This is a genomic window from Pseudomonas sp. S3_E10, from assembly GCF_054667615.1.
In genome coordinates, this window is record NZ_CP162743.1 from 2976434 (window position 1) to 2997620 (window position 21187).

A 21187-nucleotide genomic window follows, 5' to 3' on the forward strand; every position below is an offset into this window, starting at 1 on the left:
TTTTCGGCGCTCTGCGCCCAATGCACAAAGGGATAAAAGCGATCGTTCGCATGATTAAAACTCATGCCTGATTGATTCTGGTAGGGTTCGGGCATTGCGCTGTCGGAGCTTTCAACATGTCTCGTCGTCTTCCTCCTCTGTATGCCTTGCGCGCATTTGAAGCGGCCTCCCGGCACCATTCCTTTACTCGCGCCGCTGAAGAGCTGTCGATCACCCAGAGTGCGGTGAGCCGGCATATCCGCACCCTGGAAGAACATTTCGCCTGCCGCCTGTTTCAGCGCAGCGGCCGCAATTTGCAGCTCACCGAAGCCGCGCGCCTGCTGTTGCCCGGCGTGCGCGAAGGGTTTGCCGCACTGGAACGGGCCTGCCACACCCTGAACGCCGAAGACGACATTTTGCGCATGAAGGCGCCGTCGACCCTGACCATGCGTTGGTTGTTGGCGCGGCTCAGTCGCTTCCGGGCGTTGCAGCCGGGCAATGAGGTGCAACTGACCAGCGCCTGGATGAGCGTGGATGAGGTGGATTTCAACCAGGAGCCTTTCGATTGCGCGGTGCTCTTGAGCAACGGGCATTTTCCAGCGGATTGGGAGGCCTGCTATCTGTTCCCCGAGCTGTTGATTCCGGTTGGCGCGCCGAACTTGTTGAGCGACGGGCCTTGGGATATAAACCGCCTGGCCGGCGCCGAGTTGCTGCACCCCACGCCAGACCGTCGCGACTGGCGCAGTTGGCTGGAGCGCATGGGGTTGTCGTCCCAGGTTTCGCTCAAGGGCGGGCAGGTGTTCGATACGCTTGAGCTGGGCATGATCGCCGCCGCCCGTGGTTACGGCGTGTCCATGGGCGACCTGCTGATGGTGGCCGAAGACGTGGCCCAGGGGCGTTTGAGCCTGCCGTGGCCGACCGCGGTGGCCAGTGGGGAAAATTACTACCTGGTGTGGCCGAGAACCCGTCCCGGTGGTGAACGCTTGCGGCGCCTGGCGGATTTCCTTCAGGGCGAAGTGCAAGCCATGGTCCTGCCGGCGGTCGAGCGCCTCGATTGAGGGGGTTGCAGGCCTGGCGCGCAACCGTTTGCGTGATACCCCTGCGACTCGCTCAAGTATTGCCGAGCGCCGCCGAAGTAGGTGTGTTGGCACCATCGTCCTCCAACGTTTCCCACCAGATAATTTGCCGAGCAGCGCTATGAGATCAGGATGATCCTGGCCTCGGCCAGGAGCAGTCATGTCTCAACCTCGCGCCCGGATCGCCTCCCAGTTAGGCCTCGCATTAGCCTTGATTCTGGCTGTCGTCATCAGCGGCAGTACCGTTTTCGCCCTGCGGTCCCTCGATGCCGCCAACCTCGATACCCGCGAGGAGCACCTGGCCAGCGAAGCGCGTTTGCTCGCCGACCAGCTCAATACCTTCCACAGTACGTTGCGCGAAAGCACCCAGCGCCTGACGGGGTTGTTTGAGAAGCGCTTCAGCGCCGGGCTGTCGGTGCAGGCCGATCACCCGGTCACCGTGGCCGGGGTGCAGACGCCGAGCCTGTTGCTGGGCAGCGAAGTGCTCAACAACAACTTCACCGAAGTAGACGAGTTCAAGCAAATGTCCGGCGGCGTGGCCACGGTGTTCGTGCGCAGCGGCGACGACTTTATCCGCGTCAGCACGTCCCTGACCAAGCAGGACGGCAGCCGCGCGATCGGTACCGTGCTTGATCGCCAAGGCCCGGCTTACCAACGTGTTCTCGGTGGCCAGGCCTATATCGGGCGCGCAGTGTTGTTCGATCGGTCCTATATGACCCAGTACAGCCCTGTACGCGACGCCGGCGGCAAAGTGATTGCCGTGCTGTTCATCGGGTTTGACTACACCGACGCCCAGGCCGCGCAGTTCGAAAACCTCAAGCGCTTCCGCATCGGCCAGACCGGCTCCCTGGCGTTGCTCGACGAGCAGAAGCGCTGGCTGGTACCGCCGGCGGGTGTACAGGCGTTGGATCAGGCGGTGCCGGTGATGTTGGATCTGGCCAAGACCCCTGGCAAAGGCCGCTTCTGGAGCGACAAGAACGAAGATTTCTACAGCGTTTCGGTACCCTTCGACGGTGGCCCTTGGGCCGTGGTTGCGAGCATGCCGAAAGCTGAAATCCGCGCGGTTACCTGGGCGGTCGGGATTCGCCTGGTGATCGGCAGCGTGCTGGCGATGCTGCTGGCGGTGGGTGCCACGGTGTGGCTGCTGCGCAGCAAGCTGCAGCCGCTGAGCGACCTGGTGCGCCAGGCCGAAGCCTTGGGCGCGGGTGATTTGAGTGCACGCCTGAACGTGTCCAGCCATGACGAAATTGGCCAACTGGCGCGCAGTTTCAACCAAATGGGTGAAGCGCTGTCGACCATGGTTTCCCATATCCGCAAGGCAGCCGAAGAGGTCAATAGCCGTGCCCAGGCGCTGTCCGGTTTGTCTGGCGGTGCTTATGACGGCATGGAACAGCAGTCCGGCGAGATCACCAGCATGGCCGGCGCGGTTGAGGAGTTCAGCGCCACGTCGCTGAATATCGCCGACAATATGGGCGCCACCGAGCGCCTGGCCCAGGAAAACGCGCAACAAACCCGTATCGGTCGCAACTCGATGCAAGAGGCGTCGTCGTCCCTGGAACACATCGCCACCGCCCTGAACAGCACCGCGTCCGTGATCAACACCTTGGGCCAACGCTCCCAGGAGATCGGCGGAATCGTCGGCGTGATCACCTCCATCGCCGAGCAGACCAACCTGCTGGCGCTCAACGCCGCCATCGAAGCCGCACGGGCCGGTGAACAGGGTCGCGGTTTTGCCGTGGTAGCCGACGAGGTGCGCAACCTGGCGTCGCGTACCCGCGAAGCCACGGATGAGATTTCCGGGATGATCCAGAGCATCCAGAAGGAAACCGGCAATGCCATCAGCACCATGGAGCACGGCAATGCGCTGATGCAGGAAGGCCTGTCGCGCAACGCCGACGTGGCCTCGGCCCTGGCACGTATCGACGAGCAAAGCCGCTCGGCCGGTCAGCAGTTCGCAGCGATTACCACCGCGACCCAGGAGCAAAGCAGCACCGCGACCTTGCTCAGCAGCAACTTGCAGAGCATCGCGCTGGCCAATAGCGAGCAGCGTGAAGTGGTGTCGAATTTGGCGATTACCGCTAAGGAGTTGGAAACGTTGGCGGCGGGCCTGCGCCATGAAGTGGATCGGTTCCGCTGAGATTACGCTGTGCAAAATGTGCGAGGGGGCCTACGCCAGACTCAAGTGATTGCTGGGGGCCGGTATTGCAAGGCCTCCTTGAGATGATCGCGGGTGATCGCCTGCACCTGATCCAAGTCCGCCAGAGTGCGTGCCACCTTGAGTAGCCGATGTGCTGCGCGCAGCGACAACGTCAGCCGCTCGCAGGCACCCTCCAGCCAGGTTTCATCGGCTTTCAGCAATTGGCAGTGCTCGCGCAGGCTCGGTAGATCAAGGAAGGCATTGGCGCAGCCCTGGCGCCGTTGCTGACGGTCCCTGGCTTCGGCCACGTGGGCCGAGGCTGTAGCCGTCGTGTCACCGGCCTGCCGGGTTGGATTCAACGCGGTTGTTTCACGTGCCACGGTAAGGTGCAGGTCGATTCGATCCAACAGCGGCCCGGAGAGCTTGTTTCGATACCGCTGGATTTGCTCCGGCGTGCAGCGACAGCGCCCACTGGGTTCGCCCATATAGCCGCAAGGGCAGGGGTTCATGGCCGCCACCAGTTGGAAGCGCGCCGGGAAACTCACTCGGTCGCGAGCGCGGGAAATCACGATATGTCCCGACTCCAGTGGCTCGCGCAGCACCTCCAGTACTTTGCGATCGAACTCTGGCAATTCATCCAGGAACAACACCCCGTGATGCGCCAGGGTAATTTCCCCTGGCTGCGGTTTCGAGCCGCTGTAGGCTTCCGAAATTAATGCGAAAGAGCTAGGCTAGAGCCTATAAGGTTCGGGGATCCCATTCTGAATTAGCTGCGATGGTATTCGAAAATAAATGCGACAGGATCGAATATGAATGCAAATAGCTGCGACCAGCCTCTTCAGGTCCGGAAAATCAAACCAACCCGTCGTAGCGTTTCAGGGATCATCCCTTTTCGCGATGCGGGGGGAATCCCCTACGAATCCCTCCTCGAGAGGGACTTTTTGAAGCGGATGCGGTTTTCCTCCGGCGTTTCTACCGTCATCCCTCAGCCGGTGGAGATTGAGTTCATAGGCGCTAACGGTCGCGTTCATACCTATACTCCGGACTATCTCGTCTACTATCGCCTCGGTGACCGTCACTACTCAGACCACATCAAGCCAATGCTCGTAGAAGTTAAGCCTGCGTATCTTTGGCGCGAGAAATGGCGAGATTGGTCAATCAAATGGAAGACAGCACGTCGCTATGCGGCTGAGCGCGGTTGGCAATTCTGCATCTACGACGAGTCGCGTATCCGTGGCCAGGCGCTTCAAAACATCGTTCATCTTGAACGGTATGAACGCATGGCTTTTGATTCCGAGGACGTCGAACTTGTCATCAATACTTTGCGAGAGATGGGGATCGCCCCGGTGCACTACCTGCTTGCTCGCCATTTCAATGGCATCTATCGCTCGATAGGGATTTCGTTGCTATGGCATCTCGTTGCAACCCATAGGCTTGACTGCGATATACGTGAACCGCTGAATGAAAATCTAGAGCTGTGGGTGGCGGTGCCGTGAACATTTATGACATTGATACTGAGGAGCACCCGGTCCCTTTCGAGCCATCGCGTGCGCGGGTTGATATTCAAGTCGGTGCGATGGTTCGTCGAGAGAACCAAATTTTTCGCATTTTGCAGATCCTCAATTTTGAGATCGTCATTGGCGTAGAGGTTGAGTCGGGCCAGAGTGCTTCGCTGCGAATTTCCGAACTTCACAGTGTTGATCAAGAAAAGGTTGACGGTTTGTACGTGAACTACGACATCGCCACCATCGGTAGTGATGAGTGGGCCATCGCACAGCAACGGTTTTCTGCCATCAGCCCATTACTGAACCAATCGGTAACGCCCCGAGGTGCGGTAGAGGCGCAAGCAAAGCTTGCGGGGGTGGATACAGCAACTATCTACCGTTGGCTTGATCGTTACCAGAACTGGGGCGAGGTGCTTGCGCTAGTTCCACGAAAGCGCGGTTGGAAGCCAGGTAATACCCGGTTGACGCAAGAAGCTGAAAGCCTAATTGAACAAGTCATTGAGGAGCACTACCTAAGCAAACAGCGCCCTTCCATTCAGTCCGCCATTGCGGAAGTCGCCCTGCGTGCAAAGGCGCTTGGAATTAATCCGCCAGGTGCATCTGCGATCCGAGCTCGTATTGATCGCATTTCAGAAAAGCAGTTCCTGCGACGCCGTGGGTTTGCGGACAAGGCCAGGAACAGGTTCACTCCGGCCGTTGGCAAGTTTCCTGGTGCAGACTATCCGCTTGCTGTCGTACAAATTGATCACACGCCGATTGATTTGATTGTGGTGGACGATGTTCATCGGCGTCCAATTGGGCGCTTGTGGCTCACCGTGGCAATTGACGTTTTTTCTCGGATGATCACCGGCTACTACCTTGCGTTGGAGGAGCCGTCAGAGATTTCCGTGGCAATGTGCATTGCCCATTCAGTGCTTCCCAAGGAGGAGTGGCTGGATGTTCATGGGGTCAAGGGGCAGTGGCCTGTCTGGGGATTCCCGCGCGTGATTCATTCGGACAACGGCGCAGATTTCCGGACTGCCAATCTCAACCGCTCCTGCTCTAACTACAACATCGAGAACGTCTTTCGTCCCGTTGCACGCCCGAACTTTGGTGGTCACATTGAGCGTCTGCTGGGCACTTTCATGCGCACGCTACATGAATTGCCTGGTACCACGTTCAGTGGCATTGCTGCACGTGAAGGCTATGACTCTGATAAAAATGCTGTCCTGACGATGGCCGAATTCGAGAAGTGGCTTGTCAGGTCGATCCTCAAATATCACCAGGACAACCATTCTGCGATTTACATGAGCCCTGCGCGTATGTGGCAGATCGGCTTCTTCGGCAACCGTGAGACGGAGGCATTGGTTGGCGTTCCGCCAAGACCGGTTGACCCTCTGACCGTCCAACTCGACTTCCTACCGTCTTACCAGCGCACGGTGCAGCACTACGGTGTCCAGATTGATGTGTTTTATTACTCTGAAGCGTTACGTCATTGGATAAATGCAACGGACCCACAGACAGGGCAGGCTCGAAAATTTGTCTTTCGGCGCGACCCGCGCGACATAAGTACCATATGGTTTTTCGATCCTTCAATTAAGCAGTACTTTAAGATTCCCGTCGCCAATCAGGCTTTCCCTGCTTCGACAGTTTGGGAGTTCAGAGCGGCCAAGAAAAAGGCTGTTAGCGAGGGGCGCGAGCACATTGATGAGGCGCTCATCGCTCGGCTGATCATGGAGAATCGAGAGCTGGTCCAGCAGGCTTCAGAGAAAACTAAGAAGGCACGCAAGGAGGCTCAAAAAGCTCGCGTTCACGAGAAGCGGGTTACACCGGCGACAGTTGTTGCCATGCATAAATCCTCATTTTCCATCGCTTCGGGGCCTGTTGATTTGCTCCTTGATGACGTCGACTTGCTCGGGGATATCTCATGAGTGATTTCAAGCACCTGCTGCCCGATTTTTTACCTGTTCTTCAGTTATCCGACCGAGAGCGAGTGCTCTTTATGGAACAGCCGCGGTGGATCGGTTATCCCGCGGCGCACAACGTGCTAGACACGCTTGGCCAACTGCTTGACATGCCCAAGCGTCCGCGCATGAGATGCTTACTCATCACCGGCGATTCGAACAATGGCAAAACGACGATCATTCGGCATTTTGTAGATAAGCATGGTGAAGGATATGTGAATGAATACGCCGAGCCGGTACGTCCAATTATCCTTGCGGAAGCTCCTCCTTCCGCAGATGAGAAAGGCCTGTATATCTCGCTTCTCGATCGTCTGTGGACACCTTATCGAACCACGGATTCTGTATTGACTCTGCGATATCAGGTCGTGCACATGTTTCGTAAACTTCATGTGAAGATGCTGATCATTGATGAGATCCACTCCTTGCTGGCAGGCTCGGCAATCAAGCAGCGCGAGGTAATGAATGCCATCAAGTTGTTATGCAATGAGCTAGTTATACCGGTGGTCGGCGTAGGTACCGAGGATGCGGTGCGAGTGCTGCACCACGACCCCCAGCACAGCAGCCGCTTTGACGTGCTTAAGTTGGATTTATGGAAGCTGAATGCCGACTTTCAGCGATTGCTGAAGGCATTTGAGGCGGTAATCCCACTCAAGCGGCCTTCAGAGTTGTACAAGGCCCAGAGTGCTCAACTTATCCATTCGATATCTGGAGGCAACACCGGCAATGTTCACCGTCTGCTGATTGAGTGCGCGAAGGATGCAATCGCTACGGGTAAGGAGTGTATCGACCGAGAGCTGATCGAGACCAAGTCGTGGTTACGTCCTACACGTGGCATCCGCGAATTGATTGGGTAGACCCCAGGTGGCCTATTCCCCAACCATTGATGGCAGATGAACTGTTCTCCTCATTTCTGGTGAGGAGCGCCTTGACACATGGATGCTCACCTTTTGCACTGGCCTCGGCTGTTTGGCCGATGCAACGCGTTTGGACTCGGGATCTTGACCGGGGGTTAGATCAAGACAGTTTGGCAATACTTTCGCGATTAGCAGGTCTATCGGTCGCTGCTTTGGGGGCGAGCACGTTAAAAGCGGTTGCGGATTGCATCATGCGCAATTCAGCTGGGCGTATAGGCATCTGGCCCTGGGTATTGGTGCTGGGGTGTCGGAACCGATTTCACGCTGGAGGCCTGCAGTGCTGTCCAGTTTGTATGGAGCAAAAGGAGCCGTTCTATCAAATCCAGTGGAGATTGGCTTGGCATACGCGATGCCCACTGCATCGAGCTAGGCTGATCGATTGCTGTCCGACCTGTTCAGTGCCACTGCAGCCAAGTCTTTTACGGCCTGGGGACTCGATTGCTCAGTGTCACGCCTGTAAGTCAAAATTGGCTTTCAACGGGCAAATGGATGTCAGCGCAGGCGCTGCAGCATTTCAAGGGTGCGTCGATGAAATGGTGTGGTCGGGCGCCTGGTATGGGCCGTTGCGGCTCACCTGTCGCGAATGGCTGGGAATCGCTAGGGCCATGCTCAGCTTGGTGAGAACCGCCTCTCGACTGAACTCTCACGTATTAACTTCGTTCTGTGCGGAAATGGGAGTCAATAGTTCGTCACTTGAGCCAAGCCCCTTGGGGTTGCCACTCGAGTATTTGCCGGTTTGTGAGCGGGAAAGACTTCTTGATATGGTTTGGTCGATAATGCTAGCCGGTCCGGGGCGTTTTTCGGATGCTGCCAGTGGAGTGCTTCCACCGTCGGTATTACGGCAGTTTTCTAAGGACGCTCCTCAGTTGCTGGAGCTCATCACGCCCAGAGCCACTTACCGCCATTCCGCCTACGACCGAACGGTGTCGATGGTCGGACCTCAAAAGCCTCAAGCAGTGCTCAGAAATTGGCTGCGCTTGATCAGAAAGATTAAAAGAGATGGTCTCTGAAAACCTGACCAATTCCGCACCTTGCGATGAGTGCAGTCGGCCTATGCCGAAGGCGAAGAAGACTCATCAAGGAAAGCGTTATTGCGCCACCTGCTACCCACGGTTATTCAAACGCAGGATGTGCGAGGGGTGCGGAAATTTTGCACGGCTTCCGACTTTCGATCTGGGTGCACGGTGTAATGACTGTGCACGAGACAAGCCTTGCGTGCGTTGCGGCAAAGAGGTCTTCAGCATCGGACGGATGACGCTTTACGGTCCTGTCTGCAAACCATGCGTTCCGTATTTTCGTGAGCCCGAACCCTGCGAGGTATGCGGCAAGCTCTCCAGGCGTCTGGCCAGGAACGGCCAATCAGGGCTGCGTGCCTGCCCAAAATGCAGTGGACCTGCTGCTGCAACCTGTCCTGCCTGTCGTCGCTATCGGGTCTTGGTTCAAGATACTTCGGGCAATAAGCTTTGTGGAGTCTGCCATGAGCAAGGCAGGATTGCCTGCGGTGGCTGTGGGCAACCCATGCCAGCGGGACAAGGCCGTGAGTGCGAGGATTGCTACTGGGGTAAAAGTTTTAACAGCCGTTTGGTCATCAACCTGGCCGGATTTAGAACGGGAGAAATGAGCAAGCTGTTTGGCGATTTTGGCGCATGGTTACTCACGGAGATCGGATCCAAGCCGGCAGCCCTGAAAATTAACCAGTATTTCTTATTTTTCAGGTTGATTGAAAAAACGTGGGGACAGGTACCCACATACGAACAGTTGCTGGATCGCTTTGGTGCTGGCGGCCTTCGTAAGGCAGAGGTGCCGATGCGCTGGCTACAGTTTGCTTGCGATACCGTTGTAGATGAGGCTGTGCGTGAGCACCACTCTGAGACGCGCCGTGTGGCAGAACTGCTCAATAGTGTCATTGACCCCAAGTCCAACGAGATTCTTAAACGGTATCACGCAAGCCTCCTTGTCAAGATGGAACAGGGGGCGATCAGTTTGCGCTCAGTAAGGCTTTCCCTAAGGCCGGCAGTGGATTTGCTTCACCTTGCGGAAATGAACGCCAACGCGATGCCGAGTCAGAATAACTTGGAGCGCTTTTGGCGCGTTTCTCCAGGCCAGCTGGCGGCTGTCACCGGCTTCGTCAACTTCCTCAATCGGACATTTGATTTAAAACTTGAGTCTCGTCCTGAAAAGCGCTTGATGGAGAAGGCTCGTCGAGAGAAAAAAGAAAAGGAACTGCTCCAACTGATTCGGGATCGGAGGGATGACGACGACTTCGACCGGAAGTGGATTGCCGTCGCGCTGACTTACTTTCACGGTGTATCACGGGTGTCCTCAAAGCAGCTGGTTTACACCGTTGCGCCGTACAAAACGGTGCCAGGGTTCAACGTAACCCTCGGTGAAAATCAGCTTTGGGTACCGTCATGCGATGGATTTGCTGTCGCCGGCAATGGGTAGACCAGTTTGGGCTGGGCAAGGACCGTTTAAGTTAGGCTAACCCCTACGTCGCGGAAGGCGTTGATCAAGACACGACGGTATAGAACTGTCTCCTCATGGAGGCGGTGATTAAAAAATTTCGTGTCATTTGGGAACAAGCTTTTCAGGTCCCTTACTACGCCGTGTCTGAAGCGGATGCGCGAACAAAAGGCTTCGATAAAGTCATTCAGCTCATCGCGGTTCAGTAGGTGCGACAAGAACAAAACTCCGGCGAAGGACTCTTCTTTTTCTTCGACACCCGTTTTCTTGCGCTGCAGCTCGATCAAAAAATAGTTGGTGCCGGCTATTTTGATCCTGATCATCAGCACACCGCGAAGCTGCTTTGTTTTGCTATCGATATACACCCAGTTCAGTGTTTTTCCGGGTAGCTGGTCATCCATATGTGGCGATAAAGTGATCAGCATCGGCTCGTCTTTGGCATTGAAGCCTTCTGATGGCGTGTACCAGTGCAGGTCGCTGATCTGCGCGTTGCTAGCCGCAATGTCATGTAGCGCTCTCCAAATATCGCGAAGAACGCCGTGTGATTCCAGCGGCGCGTCTGCTACAAGCTGTAGCTTGCCGGTCTGCTTGCCAGAGCCAGCGCCGCAGCCTGTAGAGTGAGACGTTGCTTCAGGTGGTTTGGGGCCACGGCGTCCTGTGTTAGCGCTGACAGTATGCTTGCTTTTTGTGACCTTTCGCGGTGCTCCTAGCTGTTTGAATGGAGCCGATTTAACTATCGTAGTTTCCGAGTGATTATCGGGTTCCCGGTCGTCTACAGCAGCAATAAATTCATCTGCTTTCGCGGTTTTAACTGGCCTCGGCATTACACTTCGACCCGTTCCGTCAACACCTTGATCGGTGTCAAATTGAAGGCGCTCCCAAACAATTTCTCGCCCAGGGGGTAGGCTGCACCCGGTAATGTCTAGACACAAAAAGGTCTCGCCGCCGTTGATCCAAAGACCTCGACCCTCAATTTCAGCCGGCCCCTTGAACCAGGGCGCAACCTTCAAGAGCACCGGTTTCTTAGGATCTGCGGAGAGCACTTGTGAATTGATCAAACGTGATTGATGAGATGTGTAGGGGTCGTACATTAGGTGCGCTAAGTAAACCGCATCGCCATCGCGCATGTGTCTCGACGGTCTGACAAGCCATTCCGTTTCAGAGGGGCTCGTATTTTCATAGAACACCGAGAAAACCTCGTCCCATTCCAGTGCCGTCAGCGCCCGGCAGACGTCGCTGTTGCGTGCGTAAGCTCTCACGAGAAACTCCACGCAAGGGACCAACATGTTCTTGTTATCGGCGAGTTTAAAATCCAGCAGCCAGCACTTGTCGTTATCTTTATAGAGAAGCGGGTAATCGGTATTCAGAAAACTTTGGGGTAGATCCAGTTTCCGCGCTTCGTATCGCGAAGTATGCACCCAGCCCGTATGTTCGGTGAAATCCACTCTTTGGGGGGCAATGCTCGAAAGCGCGATATCAGAAACGCATTTCCCCTTCTGCCATATGGTTCCGATCCGATAGTAGGACAGGTGGCTCAGGGCTATTTTTATGGGTATGAATGCACCTGGTTGGTCGTACGCATCAAGTAGTCGGAACACGACGATCACGTGTGGAACCGTTCTCGCTCTCGGGTTTTGTTGGACGGGTCCATACCACCATACGATGACATCACCGGTAAGCTCTTTGACGGCTGCATTCTCCTGAAAGTCGGCGCGAGGGTAGGAAAACTCAACCCGTTTGATAGGACCTAACAACCTCTTATCTCCATTTTGCCGCAACTGATCCGACCTACGTGCTCTACGTGAGATACGGCGAAATCCCCTGAATCAGAGGCTTATTACCACCTATGTTGCGACGAGCGGTAGAGGTCGCGCAAGCAGCCTCACACGCTATTTTGGCGGGTAAGGTTTTGCCCACTTCCCCTCTTTCGGAGCGTTGCGGATAACACTTAAACGTGATCATACTGCTAATGGCTATTTGGCATGTATGGAGTTGACGTCGCCTCTCAACAAGGTCCATCTGGATGTCCCCCTAATTCGATGCCCGTATTTATAGTGTTTTGCCATAGGCGGTCCTTGTGATTTCTAAAACAAGGGTGTAGCTTTTTCTTACATAGACCGTTCTATTTTCATACGAGGGAAGCGTTATGGAACTCAAAGCTCAAATTGAGGGCTTGCTGAATGCATTCTGGGACAAGCGTGCGCTGGAAATCATTGATGACCCACTGTCCACTGATGAGCTCGGTGCACCACTGGAGTCTATCGCTGCATGCGAAGCATTTGTCGGTATCGACAAGTTGGTGGGCCGCAAGATGCCTGTAGACCTAATAATCCGGAATGGGGGATACAATTCCAAGGAGCAGTTCGTGACGGAAATCACTAAAGGGGTCCTGAAGCATCTGAAAGGCACACCCAAATGAATGACGACCGCGATGACGAACGAACCAGGATGGGGGATCGGCTGCGCCACGCACGCGAGTACATGGGGCTATCTCAGGATGACGTTGCGTCTGTTCTCGGGTTATCTCGACCGTCGGTAACCAATATCGAGCTTGGGGCGCGCAAGGTCGAGGCTCTAGAGTTGAATAAGCTTGCAAAGCTTTATCGACGTCCTCTGGAATATCTTATGACTGGTTCAGAGCCTCCACCTGTGGGGCCCGAGCAGCTGGTATTTCTGGCAAGGGCGCTCAAAGGGTTGTCAGATAAGGACATGGAAGAGGTGGCGCGATTCGCTGAGTTCTTAAAGCAGTCTGCGCGCCGGGATAGGGAGTAAGGAATGGGGCACCGTGATATAGCGTTAATTACCGCGTCAGAGGCGGCTGCGGTATTAGAATCTGCTCAGGCGATGGAGCGTGTAGAGCACGATGGCTATACACGCATTGACCCCTTCAAGGTGGCAGCCTCGGCCGATATTCCCGTTATCCTAAGGCCTCTGGACCGATTGCTCGGCGCATTCATGCGCGAGGATACTCCTGGTATTCTCATCAATACCTTGCGGTCAGCCGGCATGATCCATATGACCTGTGCGCATGAGCTAGGCCATTTCTTCATGGGGCATAATACGGCGTTCGATGAAACGATCGATTATGGCGTCGGTGCCGAAATCCTGGAGCAGGAAGCAGATTGGTTTGCTTACCATTTGCTCGTCCCGCGCCGTCTCCTGACGATTATCTGCAAGCGTAAAGGCTGGGATAAAACGTCACTGCAGAATCCTCATATCCTCTACCAGCTCTCGCTGAGACTTGGCATCAGCTATAGGGCCGCAGCGTGGTCCTTATATCGGCACAAGATTCTTGCCTACGACTTGGTCGAGAACCTGTTGAAAACGTCACCGGCGTTCATTAAAAGGACTTTGCTTCAATCAGTCCCTATGGAGGATGCAACCCGAGAGGTTTGGCTCCTTGATGAGAACGATCGTACCTCTGTGTTGGAGCCGCGCCCCGACGACCTAATGGTGGTCAGACTTAAGAGTCATGCCTCGGCAGGCTATCTCTGGCAACCTGAATCGATGGGTGAGTTAACATCAGAAGGATTTGTCTTGGCTCCGTTGCCGGCCTCCGAGATTGATGAAGACAAGCTTTCGTTTGGCGCCGATAACACGATGGATTACCTGGTAAATGGCGGAAGGGAGCCGGTCGACGCACCGATTCCAATTCATCTCTCGGAATCTAGGCCATGGCTTGGAAAGCTTCCGAGTGATCCTACCTTCAGCTCTCAGGCTCACTTTGAGCCCATCATTGATGGCTTGTCACGTGAGGCCAAACTGGCACATCTGAAAGAGGTGTCGGGATCGTGATCACGGTTGAATTTTTGCTCGACGAGTCGAAGGGTAACGCAAATGATCAGGGGGACCGGCCAACCTGCTTGGCTTTCGCTATCGCTGTCCTTAATCGACAATTCGCGCCAGAAGACCTAGGTCCAGAATTCTTTTACCGATCGGCAATAGCGCTGATCCCTGGCTGGAAACCTGGGCACGGCTTGCAGTTTCCTGCTGCTAAGGCCGCGTCGTCTTTGGGGCATCCCATCGAACTCGATTTCCCCTACCAGGCAACCGAGCCAACAATTCCGCTCGGTTCACTACCGACGGGGCTGACGCTATATGGTCGTGCTGTTGAGTTTTGTAAGGCAGATATCAACTGGTTGATATCGAAGTTGCAGGGCCGAATAGCGATCGGCCTGGCCCTCAGACTTACTCTCACATTCTATCGACCCAATGGCGATGTCATCGCATTCAGTGATGCTGTTCTTCCAGGAACGATGATTCATGCAGTCGTTGTTGTTGGGCTGGGGTACGACGAGCATGGAGAACCTTGGTTTTTGATCCGAAACAGTTGGGGGGCTGGTTGGGGTGTCAATGGATATGCTTGGCTGTCATCAACCTATATTACCGCGCATGCAGCGTGCGCTTTTGGAGTAGAACATGGCAGTTCTGTTTGAAGCTAAACGAGCTGTGCCGGCATGGATTGCGGCCGCTCGACACTTGGAAGGTTGCCGAGACCAAATCGAGCGTAATCTCATTCTTGAGATTGAATCCCCTGCAGCTTTAACGGCTGAAGATCGCAAGGTCCTCAGCACGGTCGATGAGGCTTTGCGTAAAAGCACGCCGGGTCTCAGTATCGACACCGTCGCAGGAACAATTTTCCCCATGGGATTGTATAAACGAGACCAGCGCCCTGACTTCTATCAGAAGTACCTTGACGTGATGACTCGTGCGAAGAAGCCTCACACATGGGGCACCTACGCCCTGAGAATGATGCGTAGGGTAGGGAGGGATGGGGCTTCGACGTTTAACCCTCTTGAGACCATTGTGCGCAAGTTAAAGGCGTCGAAAGAAGGACGTAGCTATCAAGCAGCCTATGAGCTTGGCGTTATAGACGCTCAGCTTGATATTGCTGATAACACCGACGAGTTTGGGTGTGAGCTTCCCCTCTACGATCCGGCTACTGATCGAAACAAAGCGCTCAACATGCCATGTCTCAGTCACCTGAGCTTCAAGATTACTGATGGCAAGCTAGATCTGACGGCTATTTATCGTTCGCAATGGTACGGACAGAGGGCACTAGGAAACCTGATTGGGCTGAGCAACCTGCAAAAATTCGTAGCGACCGAGTCTGAATTTGATTGCGGGGTTTTGACGTGCATCGCCACGCATGCCTATTTGGACATGTCGACCTTAGGTGGTGCTAAAGAAACGAGAGCGATGCTTAAAGGTTTTCCTGCCTAGCATCAGAACAGTGATGCCTGTTTTTTGGAATCGAGCGCTTCAACAGGGATGTTATACAAAGCGCTCATTCCCCCGCGAAAATCCCTGACGCCACCATAGCTCGGATGACGTATAGCGACCACGTCGACGTCAAATCTGCTCGCATAGGTAAAAGCGTCCTGCCCGATCGCTACTACCCGTCGCACCTTCAGCCATGTGATTAAGGTATCGTTGAGCTCATCTACTTGTTGGAGTTCGCGACTGGTGAATTTGCGATTAGTAAATGGATTACCCGGTTCATGCGGGTGAAACGGGAACACGTTCCACAGCAGTGGCGGAAGCTCAATTGCTCGCAGCACCGACCATATTTCTGTCGCGGTTCTCTCTGCGAGTGCAGGTCCCATCGTTGCCTGCTTAAAGCTGGCCCCTGGATATCTCTGGGTCATCTCCGGAAGATGATACTCGTCCGTCAATGCCAGGCCCGTACGCCGCCCACCACGGTAACCGAGATCGCGGCCCATCCAGATAGTGTCGACGCCAATCTCAGCCGCAGCTTTCAAATACCCGCGCAGGTTCCGACGACGTGATGCAACCGCGTCCGCCCGGTCATGAACCGGGCACCGATCTGCATAGGGATTGAATACGTTCTCCAGCTTGAGGGCTGAAAGAGCATTTACAAAGGCTGTTGGATTCATTGCTGTTCGGTCTGCTTAAGAGGTTCAAAACTCATGGTGTGCGAAAGCATGTCAATGACGACGGTACCGCCCCGGTGGTCTCGTAGTGCCCGAAAGACTTGGAATCCGGTAAGAATGGCTTTTTCCCATTGCCACAGCTTGCACGCAGCGACTTCATAGCCGTCGACCATGCTCTGAATCTGTTTGAGCAAGCCATAATCAAGGCTGCCCGCTCTTGCATCTGTGTAGAAATTCTGGCCCTTTGCGTGATTAAAAATCCAGGTCGCGATGCCTTCCTCGATGATCATCGCACGCGCGCCATCCTCGTTCTCATCCGTTTGGGGAACTGACTTTCGTTTGCGTTTGAGTAGTGATCGAAGAACTGGGGACCAGCCAAGGAACGCAACATACGCCAAATGGAACACGTCGTGAAAGCGGTAGTCGTCAGGTTCGTTACTATTGTCTGTCAGGCGGTCGCCGATGAACACACCATTTAGGCTCTGTACTACATGGCCATTTTCTGGAGTCCCACGTTCGATGAAGTCGATCGAGAAATTACGCGGAAAGCGTTCGTGCTCTAGGTATGTCTCATCAAAAAGCTCAGGATAGGTAATGTCACCTTTCGGCCATCTGCTGGAGATTTTTTCTAGGTTGGAGCGCGCGACATCTTCAATCTTCAAATTGAAGCTTGCGCATGCCATTGCCAGCTCCATCAAGTGCTTTCCAAAATGGGCTGCGCGAGTGGGTGGTGGCATCGCCATATACTGGACATGGCTGACTTTTGTCATAAACCCCGCGGCGTTTGCCAGCTCGCTGAGCTGCGCAGAACGGTCGATTGATCCGGGCTCTCTTCTAATCTCGATAAGGCTATCAATATGTCGGAACGTCACGGGGATCAGTGGGGGTTGCTCACTCTCGCCCAAGCTGGTCCGGAGAATAGCTATGCATCGTTCTCCTATGTCGTTGTGACTGACATCCACCGCGGCGGCTACGTTGATGAGGTACCAAAGGGCGTCCCCGAGCTCCTCAGCAGCGGACTCGCTAATCGACATGACCAACTGATCGCGACCTGCTTTTTTCACAGCGGAGAGCAGTCCCCCGATTTCACCAAAATAGCCAAACCTCAGGCTTTGAAAGCCATCTGAGCTTCCGTCAAATCGGTTTGTTTCCGTGGCTTTCAGGTAATACTCAGGTACTGACAGCGACACCTGCTGAGGTTGTGGACTGACCATGAAAAATCCCTTTCGTTGAAGTCGTAAGATTGTCGGGCGCTGCTCCGTAAGCCGCGATCATCTCTAACCGCATTTTTTTTGCACAATTAACGATTCTTTCCCGGTCCGCTCCTCGAGCGCCCATCGCGAGTGCGCGTGTTCGAACCGACTCTGTCACGTCATAGTGAGGATAGCGAGTCTTGGACTGGAACCAGCTGCGTTGCAAGCCTAGTCGAGCGGCAAATGCATGCAGCTCATCCAGGGAGTCTGCTACTAGATGAGACCACGATCGGCCTCTCCAAGATATCCCTTCCGCATCCACATAGACCGCCATAGGGGGGCTCGCTAATCTGATAATAATGTGCAAATATTTTGCACTTTATAGTCACTGATTTCAACTGTTCAATGGACGCAAAGCAGATAGGGTGTCGGATAGCGCTGGCCCGTAAAAAAAGCGGAATGACCCTAAAAAGTCTAGGCATCGCCGTGGGCGTTCATCATTCGCAGATTTCCCGAATCGAACGCGGGCAGGTGCGATTGGTTGGAAAGAATATGCAAAAAATTTGCACATTTTTAGGGCTCGAACCTATGGGGGAGACCACTGTCGAGCCTGCAGACACCTTCACCGCAAGGGCCGAAGCGCTACTCCGAGAGTGGCCGGAAGGTGAGGAAGTGTTAAATACCCTAATGGATGCACTTGAAATGGCTTTGGCACGTAAGCGAGTAAGCCGGCTTAGGGTTTGATAGGTGAGCATTACTTCAAGGGAGCGCCTCACCGGCTAAGGGCAACTCTCTTGTAACAATGGTGGTGAGGACGCTACTAAGTTTTTTATAAATCTATTTATCGGTCTGTCAAAAATATAAACGTTGTATCACTTTCGAAAAATAACTGATTTAATTTACGAGTAAGCTTGTATTATCGTCTTGAGCTTCATGATGTGGGGCGTAGGAAGTCAATGGATAGTAGTTGGTCAAAGTAGCCTCTCTCATGTTCCATTCTTTGTACGAAATGTTCATTTCGAAGCTCGTGCTCGAGATTAAAATTCTTATTTGATTTTTCTGAATAAATGGAAACGCCCTCATTTGAAGTGATCCTGCCGATCATTGAGAGTTTGGTGTCTGCTGGGGCTAATCGAATAGCTTCTTGGGCCTCGTGCATAGGTAAAGTGTATAGAATACCCCAGTCACCTACAGTGAAAGCAAAGTTTGTAACATTTGAGTTGAACTCTTCTGCTGCCTCTTTTGCAAATTGATGGAAAGGGAGCTTGTCGAGTTCAAGTTCGATGCCATATCCTCGATTCGGTAACAGGTTTAAACCCTCCCACAAACCATCACTTAGATCTACAGCTGAACTAATTGAATAGTTTTCAAAAAGATACATGGATTCTTTGAGCGCGCAGCGAGGATGGGCTAGATACTCGTTATGGAAAAGGTTTTCGCTTTTTCCATTTTTCAGTTGAGTGTACGCTCCTGCGAACCCGCCTAGTTCGCCTGCGAGAAGTATTGCGTCTCCAGGACTAGCAGATCTCCTACTTGAAATTTTGCTCTTGTTAACTACGCCGATAGCAGCTCCTACAATATGCGGCTCCTGGGTTTCTTTTGTATCACCACCCAAGAAGACGACACCATTTGCTTTACATTCCTCTTCTGCCCCTCGAATTATCGCTTCCGCACGTTCTATCTCCCAGTTTTTTGGAATTGAAATCGAAAGCATAAAACCTTTCGGAACAGCGCCGACAGCTAGTAGGTCACTTATATTAGCTGTTACAGCGAGGCGCCCCCACGATTCGAAACCTGCCCAACCGTTGTATGCCGCAATAGGTCTTGCAGCGCGATCGATCTTGAACGCTATAGCGATATCGGTCAGGCCAATATCTAGGACGCTGGCGTCATTACCAAATCCATTAATAAAGTCTTCGGCAGTTTCCAAGTTCGGTAGTAGATTTAGAAGAAAGGTTTTTTCTCCTATTTCGCTCATTTTCATGTTTTTAACCTATTAGGTTTTCTAGCCTGCTGAAAATATCATGGAAATTAAAATCAGAGATTGGAATTGCTGACTCGGAGCGATAAGTTACATCGTTCGCATGTCGATACACATTGATTTCCCTATCGATCGGAATGTCTTGGATGATCAATGTTACCAGTTCGTCGGATTTTGGAACAAGCCTATGAAGTTGATCATATTTTAAGAAGTATGATTGCCCAGCCTCAAGGGTTTCCTCGCGGAGGAATTCCAGTGATTGCATTTTTTCAAGTTCATGACGTGACGGCGTGCAGCAGCTTCCAACAGATTTAAATTTTTTTAAAATGTAATTTTTGCTTTCGTCATTAGGCTCATAAAATTCGTTTTTCAGAGATCCATAAATTACTTTTGATGCAAAGGATGAGATATGGTCATGTATATCATCTTTGATTTTCGTACGATTCCAATAATGCAAGCGAACTGTTCGAGGGAAATTTCCGTTGATTACAGCAATTTGGAATTTGAAAAAGCCAAGTTGATGAGTATGGCCAGATGATTTTTTATCACGCCATTGTTTGTTAATCGTGGATAGGAGTTCTTGGGGGCAAAAATATTCATTGGACGCCAACTTAAGCAGTTGTACTGGGCTTAAGGGCTTGTTTGAAGATCTTGCTAGTTCAGAGATTAATTCTTGCATTCTAGTACAGTTCGCTATCGATCGATAGGCCGGTAGAATTGTTTGAGAAGATGCGATCCTCAAGGTGATCTATAACGTCAGAGTTACGCTCTTTTGTAATCGAGTCATTCTTCATTTCTGCCGTGGTCATCCACTTGTACTTTACGCCGCCAATATTGAATTCGAGTGGGCGGAGTTTGTCTTTTAGTTCGTCCGATTTGATTTTTGCTTGATAGAAATCAAAATAATAATTCGTGAATTTGCCATTTTTGTATGATATTTTTGAAGTTATAAGGTCTTCGTTTACCGGGCTCAACGACAGTTCCATGAAGTCGGCGCAAAGTTTTTCTGAAAGGGTTTTATTTAATTCCTCATTGCTGCTGACTTTTCCAGATTGCTGTCTGCCGAAATTAGGTAGTAGCCAGCATTGCCAGTTGTCTGAATATTGTACTAAAACTCTTTTACTTTTTTTATTGTCTCGGGCCGTAATAAGAAAAACAAATCGCCTGTCCTGTGTTGTAAGTGAGTTTTTCATGATGCGTTCTAAAAAACTTTCAAAGGACGGTTGTTTTAGTATTTTTATGAATATTATAAGCGACCAAAGGCCTAGAATTGAAAATATCACAATAATTAGAGTGGTCCATGCATCTTCTTGAACTCCCCATCTGGATTTTATATCGGACGCCAAAAGGGTTAATATAATTGTTACGAGTACGCTAAGCTGCGAGAGAAGAATGCCGATAAGTGATGCTTTATTGTCATAGTCAGGTCTTAATAACCCATCTAGGTGGGTGCGATCAAAAAGAAGCTTGTCTGGCGGTATTTTCTCTGGCTTATTCAGAGTGATTGAGAGATTAAGCTTTATTCCAAAAAAGGAAATGTCCACTGTTTTTGTACCGTTTGTAGTTGGGCTTCTTCTTGCTATTATAGCCTTTGCGATAGGCAGTAAATCCACCGTTAACAGGGGCTAACGATAAAATCTTTGTCATGGGAGCGTTGGCAATGAGGGTATGGCCATTCACCCTTCGAAAAATATATAACGCCGATAAAACTAAGCTCCGAAGCTACTTTCAATCCGAGAATTCAGGCGGTTTTATGCGCTGACGGTGTTGATTTCCTTTCGAAGCGCGCATCACCTCTTTGATGCGTTGAGCTGCTGCTTCAATGTCGGCAGGCTTAGCCAGGCTGAGAGCATGAAGCAGCGCATCACGCCTTTTCTGTTTGCCGGCCATTATCTCGGCAAGACTATTTTCCGGTTGGATGTGTGAGCTCATTGGTCTGCCTCCGGCCTTTCTATATCCTTGATGCTACCATGACTTTGTTGGGGGTAGCGGTCCGTTGATCTAGTGTTGCGGTAGCGCTGGCTTCGCAGTAGAAACAATCTTTTTTTGCCTAGGGCGTCAGTGACGTTTTGTCAAAGGAAAGCATGGTAAGCGTCTAAAAT

Annotated in this window: 21 protein-coding genes and 1 pseudogene; 13 read left to right on the forward strand and 9 right to left on the reverse strand. The window is 52.6% G+C overall.

Annotation, left to right across the window (positions count from 1 at the left end; translation table 11 throughout):
• Positions 1 to 116 precede the first annotated feature (116 nt).
• Both AB4N98_RS13430 and AB4N98_RS13435 read left to right on the forward strand, forming a co-directional pair.
• Entirely contained in the window at positions 117 to 1037 is a 921-nt protein-coding gene (locus AB4N98_RS13430) for a LysR substrate-binding domain-containing protein (protein ID WP_065879262.1), read from the forward strand.
• A 178-nt stretch (positions 1038 to 1215) separates the two neighbouring features.
• Positions 1216 to 3192 carry a methyl-accepting chemotaxis protein gene (locus AB4N98_RS13435; RefSeq protein WP_017526838.1) on the forward strand — a complete coding sequence of 659 codons (1977 nt, stop codon included), beginning with the start codon at positions 1216 to 1218 and terminating at the stop codon, positions 3190 to 3192.
• Between the two features lie 41 nt (positions 3193 to 3233).
• On the opposite strand, the pseudogene AB4N98_RS13440 reads toward AB4N98_RS13435, so the two are convergent.
• Positions 3234 to 3887: pseudogene (locus tag AB4N98_RS13440) on the reverse strand (ATP-binding protein); the annotation flags it as partial.
• Positions 3888 to 4142: 255 nt separating this feature from the next.
• On the opposite strand from AB4N98_RS13440, the gene AB4N98_RS13445 reads away from it, so the two are divergent.
• The 5 genes from AB4N98_RS13445 (at position 4143) to AB4N98_RS13465 (ending at position 9999) form a co-directional block, all read left to right on the forward strand.
• On the forward strand, positions 4143 to 4688 hold the full coding sequence (locus tag AB4N98_RS13445; protein WP_460149546.1) for a TnsA endonuclease N-terminal domain-containing protein: 546 nt from the start codon (positions 4143 to 4145) through the stop codon (positions 4686 to 4688).
• Entirely contained in the window at positions 4685 to 6607 is a 1923-nt protein-coding gene (locus AB4N98_RS13450; RefSeq protein WP_460149512.1) for a transposase, read from the forward strand. Before AB4N98_RS13445 ends, AB4N98_RS13450 begins: the two co-directional genes overlap by 4 nt.
• On the forward strand, positions 6604 to 7494 hold the full coding sequence (locus tag AB4N98_RS13455; RefSeq protein WP_460149514.1) for a TniB family NTP-binding protein: 891 nt from the start codon (positions 6604 to 6606) through the stop codon (positions 7492 to 7494). Before AB4N98_RS13450 ends, AB4N98_RS13455 begins: the two co-directional genes overlap by 4 nt.
• Positions 7495 to 7523: 29 nt before the next feature.
• Positions 7524 to 8564, forward strand: coding sequence for a TniQ family protein (locus tag AB4N98_RS13460; RefSeq protein WP_460149516.1), 1041 nt, complete (start codon positions 7524 to 7526; stop codon positions 8562 to 8564).
• Between the two features lie 607 nt (positions 8565 to 9171).
• On the forward strand, positions 9172 to 9999 hold the full coding sequence (locus AB4N98_RS13465; protein ID WP_460149517.1) for a hypothetical protein: 828 nt from the start codon (positions 9172 to 9174) through the stop codon (positions 9997 to 9999).
• 26 nt (positions 10000 to 10025) lie between these two features.
• Here the strand turns inward: AB4N98_RS13465 and AB4N98_RS13470 are convergent, their stop codons facing one another.
• Entirely contained in the window at positions 10026 to 11624 is a 1599-nt protein-coding gene (locus AB4N98_RS13470; RefSeq protein ID WP_460149518.1) for a hypothetical protein, read from the reverse strand.
• Positions 11625 to 12163: 539 nt separating this feature from the next.
• Here AB4N98_RS13470 and AB4N98_RS13475 point away from each other — a divergent pair.
• From AB4N98_RS13475 to AB4N98_RS13495, 5 genes are read left to right on the forward strand one after another with little or no spacing between them, the layout of a single operon-like run.
• Positions 12164 to 12436, forward strand: a complete 273-nt coding sequence (locus tag AB4N98_RS13475) for a hypothetical protein (protein ID WP_460149519.1) — start codon at positions 12164 to 12166, stop codon at positions 12434 to 12436.
• Positions 12433 to 12789, forward strand: coding sequence for a helix-turn-helix domain-containing protein (locus AB4N98_RS13480; protein ID WP_460149520.1), 357 nt, complete (start codon positions 12433 to 12435; stop codon positions 12787 to 12789). The genes AB4N98_RS13475 and AB4N98_RS13480 overlap by 4 nt, the downstream gene beginning before the upstream one ends.
• 3 nt (positions 12790 to 12792) lie before the next feature.
• The gene (locus AB4N98_RS13485; RefSeq protein WP_460149521.1) at positions 12793 to 13812 is read left to right on the forward strand and encodes an ImmA/IrrE family metallo-endopeptidase; all 1020 of its coding nucleotides are present in this window, start codon (positions 12793 to 12795) and stop codon (positions 13810 to 13812) included.
• Complete coding sequence (locus AB4N98_RS13490; RefSeq protein ID WP_460149522.1) at positions 13809 to 14453, forward strand: C1 family peptidase; 645 nt, start codon at positions 13809 to 13811, stop codon at positions 14451 to 14453. Before AB4N98_RS13485 ends, AB4N98_RS13490 begins: the two co-directional genes overlap by 4 nt.
• Positions 14437 to 15240 (forward strand): thymidylate synthase family protein, encoded by an 804-nt coding sequence (locus AB4N98_RS13495; protein WP_460149523.1) that lies wholly within the window; start codon positions 14437 to 14439, stop codon positions 15238 to 15240. Before AB4N98_RS13490 ends, AB4N98_RS13495 begins: the two co-directional genes overlap by 17 nt.
• Before the next feature lie 2 nt (positions 15241 to 15242).
• Here AB4N98_RS13495 and AB4N98_RS13500 read toward each other — a convergent pair whose 3' ends face one another.
• From AB4N98_RS13500 to AB4N98_RS13510, 3 genes are read right to left on the reverse strand one after another with little or no spacing between them, the layout of a single operon-like run.
• A complete protein-coding gene (locus AB4N98_RS13500) occupies positions 15243 to 15914 on the reverse strand; it encodes a uracil-DNA glycosylase (RefSeq protein ID WP_460149524.1) in 672 nt (223 codons plus the stop codon).
• Complete coding sequence (locus tag AB4N98_RS13505; protein WP_460149525.1) at positions 15911 to 17125, reverse strand: nucleoside triphosphate pyrophosphohydrolase family protein; 1215 nt, start codon at positions 17123 to 17125, stop codon at positions 15911 to 15913. Before AB4N98_RS13505 ends, AB4N98_RS13500 begins: the two co-directional genes overlap by 4 nt.
• Complete coding sequence (locus tag AB4N98_RS13510; RefSeq protein WP_460149526.1) at positions 17082 to 17438, reverse strand: DUF4031 domain-containing protein; 357 nt, start codon at positions 17436 to 17438, stop codon at positions 17082 to 17084. Before AB4N98_RS13510 ends, AB4N98_RS13505 begins: the two co-directional genes overlap by 44 nt.
• A 125-nt stretch (positions 17439 to 17563) precedes the next feature.
• Here AB4N98_RS13510 and AB4N98_RS13515 point away from each other — a divergent pair, with 125 nt between their 5' ends.
• The gene (locus AB4N98_RS13515) at positions 17564 to 17848 is read left to right on the forward strand and encodes a helix-turn-helix domain-containing protein (RefSeq protein ID WP_460149527.1); all 285 of its coding nucleotides are present in this window, start codon (positions 17564 to 17566) and stop codon (positions 17846 to 17848) included.
• Between the two features lie 187 nt (positions 17849 to 18035).
• Here AB4N98_RS13515 and AB4N98_RS13520 read toward each other — a convergent pair whose 3' ends face one another.
• The 4 genes from AB4N98_RS13520 to AB4N98_RS13535 form a co-directional block, all read right to left on the reverse strand.
• On the reverse strand, positions 18036 to 19088 hold the full coding sequence (locus tag AB4N98_RS13520; protein WP_460149528.1) for a thiamine-phosphate kinase: 1053 nt from the start codon (positions 19086 to 19088) through the stop codon (positions 18036 to 18038).
• Positions 19089 to 19092: 4 nt separating this feature from the next.
• Positions 19093 to 19764: a cupin domain-containing protein gene (locus AB4N98_RS13525; protein ID WP_460149529.1), complete on the reverse strand. Its 672-nt coding sequence runs from the start codon at positions 19762 to 19764 to the stop codon at positions 19093 to 19095.
• A 1-nt stretch (position 19765) separates the two neighbouring features.
• Positions 19766 to 20698 carry a hypothetical protein gene (locus AB4N98_RS13530; protein WP_460149530.1) on the reverse strand — a complete coding sequence of 311 codons (933 nt, stop codon included), beginning with the start codon at positions 20696 to 20698 and terminating at the stop codon, positions 19766 to 19768.
• Between the two features lie 115 nt (positions 20699 to 20813).
• Positions 20814 to 21017 carry a hypothetical protein gene (locus AB4N98_RS13535; RefSeq protein WP_460149531.1) on the reverse strand — a complete coding sequence of 68 codons (204 nt, stop codon included), beginning with the start codon at positions 21015 to 21017 and terminating at the stop codon, positions 20814 to 20816.
• Positions 21018 to 21187: the final 170 nt, after the last annotated feature.